The organism is Actinomadura sp. (assembly GCF_044508335.1).
Lineage (GTDB): Bacteria > Actinomycetota > Actinomycetes > Streptosporangiales > Streptosporangiaceae > Spirillospora.
Genome location: NZ_JBIQHY010000219.1, coordinates 1 through 3,637, shown reverse-complemented (window position 1 = coordinate 3,637; position 3,637 = coordinate 1). Strand labels below are relative to the sequence as shown.

Here is a 3,637-nt window from a genome sequence, read left to right as displayed (position 1 = left end):
GCATGCCCGGCGACGCAGGCGACCGCAGCGACGCCACGCAAACCGCAACAGGCACAGAAACCGCAACAGCGGCGCGAGGATCGCCTGCGTCGCTAACGGGGGTTCCAGGGGGTCGCCCCCCTGGGTCAAAGCGGCGGCCAGGGGATCGCCGGCCAGTCCTCGGGCGGGTACGGGTGGATGCGGTGTTTGAGCATCAGTTCGACGCGGCGGCGGGTGGCGTCGACTTCGGCGGGGGTGAGGAGTTCGGCGAGGCGGGCGCCGAGGGCGCCGCGCAGGGCGGCGTCGACGCGGGCGAGGGCTTCGAGGGCTTCGGTGGTGAGGGGTTTGCCGCGCCACTGCCACAGGACGGTGCGGAGCTTGTACTCGGTGGAGAAGCAGACGCCGTGGTCGCAGCCGTAGACGTGGCCGTCGCCGGGCGGGAGCAGGTGGCCGATCTTGCGGTCGGCGTTGTTGACGACGGCGTCGAACACCGACATGCGGCGGATCGCCTCGTCGTCGGAGCGGGACAGGGCGACGAGGTCGATGTCGGGGTCGGGTTCGACCCACAGCTGCACCATGCCGGGGCCGTAGGGGCCGTCGCGGTGGACGGTGGGCGGGACGGTGCGCCAGCCCATGACCTTGGAGACCTCGTAGGCGGCGACCTCCCGCTCGGCGAGGGTGCCGTCGGGGAAGTCCCACAGGGGGCGTTCGCCGGCGACGGGCTTGTAGACGCAGTTGGCGGTCCGGCCCTCGTGTTCGATGGAGCAGTACAGGGTGGCGTTGGACGCCTGGACGAGGCGGCCCTCCACGTCGAGGCGCCCGGCGGACAGCAGCCGTTCGGCGGCGGCCGTGTCGCGGGGCGGCACGGGGCGCCCGGGCGCGTCGCGGCCGGTTCCGCCGGCGGGCGCCCGGTCCCGGGAGGACTGCGTCATGTGTTCATTCTCCCGGCCACGCCGTCCATGATCCAGCACGAGGGGACGCTCATCTCAGCCCATGTACCCGTTCTGCCGCGGGCAGACGTGCCCGTCGCCGTCGAGCGGCAGCCCGCACAGCGGGCACGGGGGGCGGCCGGCGGCGACGACCTTGAGGGCGCGTTCGGCGAACGCGCGGGCCTGGGCGGGGCTGATCCGGACCCGCAGGACGGCGATGGCGGGGTCGTCCTCGCCGACTTCGGGCTCCTCCGCGGTCTCGGTGACCTCCTGCGCCTCGATGACGACCTGCTCGCCGTCGGGGTCCCAGGCGAGGGCCATGGTGCCGACCTTGAACTCCTCTTCGACGGGCTGGTCGAGGGGGTCGTCGTCCTGGAGTTCGGTGGGGGTGACGGCGGGCACGGGGGCGTCGCCGCCGCTGCGCCGCAGCACCTCGTCGAGGAGCTCCTCCAGGCGTTCGGCGAGCAGCGTCACCTGGAACTTCTCCAGCCCGACGCTGGTGACCCGGCGGCCGGAGCGGGCCTGCAGGTAGAAGGCGCGGTCGCCGGGCCGCCCGACGGCGCCGGCGACGAAGCGCTCCGGCAGGTCGTAGGAGATGACGGGCATGACACCGACCCTACGCGCCGCCGCCGACGGGCGCGTCACTCGACCCGAGTCCGTCTTTCCCGGAATCTTCCTCCGGCGGGGGCGGAACCAGGCCGGCGGTGTCGCCTCCGGTGTCGTTGAGCCGGAGGACGAACGGCCGCGTCTCGGTGTAGCGGATCGCGGTGAGCGAGGCGGGGTCTGCCTGGATCCGCTGGAACTGGTCGAGGTGGAGGCCGAGGGCGTCGGCGACGACCGCCTTGATGATGTCGCCGTGGCTGCAGACGGCGTAAAGGGCGCCGGGGCCGTGCTCGGCGGCGACGCGGTCGTTCCAGTCGCGGACGGCGGTGACGGCGCGGTGCTGGGCGGCGGCGAGGGACTCGCCGTCCTCGCCGGGGAACCGGGCGGCGCTGGGGTGGGCCTGCACGACCCGCCACAGCGGTTCTTCGGCGAGTTCCTTGAGGGGGCGGCCGGTCCAGTCGCCGTAGCGGACCTCGCCGAACCGCTCGTCGGTCTCGACCTTCTCGACGGGCGGGGTGCGCGCGGCGGCGATCGCCGCGGCGGTCTCGGCGCAGCGTTCGAGGGGGCTGGACACGACGGCGGCGAGCGGGAGGGACGCCAGCCGGGCGGCGACGGCGGCGGCCTGGGCGCGGCCGCGGTCGTCGAGGCGGACCCCGGGCGTCCATCCGGCGAGCACCGGGCCGGTCATCGCGGTCAGGCCGTGCCTCACCAGGAGAAGGGTCGTCACAGCGGCCACTCTAGGAGATCTCCGGCGTAACGGCGGCGTGCGGTGCGGATGCGGGAGAATGCACGGTGTGATCGTGGACAAGGCCGTCTACGCGGGCGGGACGCGCCGCGACATCGACGGCGACATCAGCGACGCCTTCGACGCGGCCCGCGAGGAGGGCGACTGCTTCCTGTGGATCGGCCTGTTCGAGCCGGGCGAGGACGAGTTCGACCTGATCAAGGACGAGCTGGACCTGCATCCGCTGGCCGCCGAGGACGCGGTGTCGGCGCACCAGCGTCCGAAGATGGAGCGCTACGGCGGCACGCTGTTCGTGGTGCTGAAGACGCTGTCCTACATCGACGAGACCTCCGACATCGAGGTCGGCGAGATCATGGTCTTCCTCGGCCGGGACTTCGTCGTCACCGTCCGGCACGGCGCCGGGAACCCCCTCGGCCCCGTCCGGCAGCGGCTCGAGGACGACCCGGAGCTGCTGCGGCACGGCTCGACCGCCGTCCTGTACGCGGTGTGCGACGAGGTCGTCGACCGGTACGGGCTCGTCGCGCACGAGGTCGAGGTCGACATCATCGGGCTGGAGCGGGCGGTGTTCGACCCGGGAGCGCGGGACGTGACCGCCGACATCTACTCCCTCAAGCGGGAGGTGCTGGAGTTCCGGAGCGCCGAGGACCCGCTCGTCCCGGTGCTGCGGGAGATCGTCAAGGGCCGGGTCGCCGAGTGCGGCTCGACCCGCGAGTACTTCCGCGACGTCCTGGACCACCTGCTGCGCGTGGACGGGCAGGTCGACGCGCACAACGAGCTGCTGAACAGCGTGCTGACCGCGCATCTGGCGCTGCTCGGCAAGCAGCAGAACGAGGACATGCGGAAGATCTCCGCGTGGGCGGCGATCATCGCGGTGCCGACCGCGATCGCCGGGATCTACGGGATGAACTTCGACCACATGCCGGAGCTGCACTGGAGCTTCGGGTACCCGCTGGTCATCGCGGTGATGGCGGTCGCCAGCGTGCTGCTGTTCCGGCGGCTGCGCAAGAGCGGGTGGCTCTGACCGGGCGCCCCCGCGGGCGGGGGCGCTAGGGCGCGTCGTCGCGCGGGGACGGCGGGGCGGCGAGCAGGGCGGCCCACAGGTGCGTCTCGGCGCCCCGCGACTCCAGCCGGCGGCGCATCCGCTCCACGCCGCCGCGCGTGGGCAGCGCCAGCCAGACCAGCAGCGGGTAGCCGGCGGCGAACCCGGCGACGAACACCAGCTCGCTGTGCCCGATCATCGCCAGCGGCAGGCCGAGCAGGATGACGCCCTCGGCGAGCGCGAACCGCAGCAGCACCGCCTGCCGGAACATCATCAGCGCCGTGCGGGCCGCCGCGGCGGGCTCGGCGGGCGCGGCGCCCGGCGCCACCGGCCGCGGCGCGC

Annotated in this window: 4 protein-coding genes and 1 pseudogene; 1 reads left to right on the top strand and 4 read right to left on the bottom strand. The window is 73.5% G+C overall.

Annotation, left to right across the window (positions count from 1 at the left end; genetic code table 11):
• Positions 1–125: 125 nt before the first annotated feature.
• The 3 genes from ACIWVC_RS34320 to ACIWVC_RS34310 are packed head-to-tail and all read right to left on the bottom strand — an operon-like array spanning position 126 to position 2,238.
• Positions 126–911, bottom strand: coding sequence for an SCO1664 family protein (locus ACIWVC_RS34320; protein ID WP_396455167.1), 786 nt, complete (start codon positions 909–911; stop codon positions 126–128).
• Between the two features lie 54 nt (positions 912–965).
• Entirely contained in the window at positions 966–1,514 is a 549-nt protein-coding gene (locus ACIWVC_RS34315) for a DUF3090 domain-containing protein (RefSeq protein ID WP_396453122.1), read from the bottom strand.
• Positions 1,515–1,524: 10 nt separating this feature from the next.
• On the bottom strand, positions 1,525–2,238 hold the full coding sequence (locus ACIWVC_RS34310; protein ID WP_396455165.1) for an MSMEG_4193 family putative phosphomutase: 714 nt from the start codon (positions 2,236–2,238) through the stop codon (positions 1,525–1,527).
• A gap of 67 nt (positions 2,239–2,305) precedes the next feature.
• Here ACIWVC_RS34310 and ACIWVC_RS34305 point away from each other — a divergent pair, with 67 nt between their 5' ends.
• Positions 2,306–3,277 carry a magnesium and cobalt transport protein CorA gene (locus ACIWVC_RS34305; protein WP_396453118.1) on the top strand — a complete coding sequence of 324 codons (972 nt, stop codon included), beginning with the start codon at positions 2,306–2,308 and terminating at the stop codon, positions 3,275–3,277.
• Between the two features lie 25 nt (positions 3,278–3,302).
• Here ACIWVC_RS34305 and ACIWVC_RS34300 read toward each other — a convergent pair.
• Positions 3,303–3,637: pseudogene (locus ACIWVC_RS34300) on the bottom strand (hypothetical protein); the annotation flags it as partial.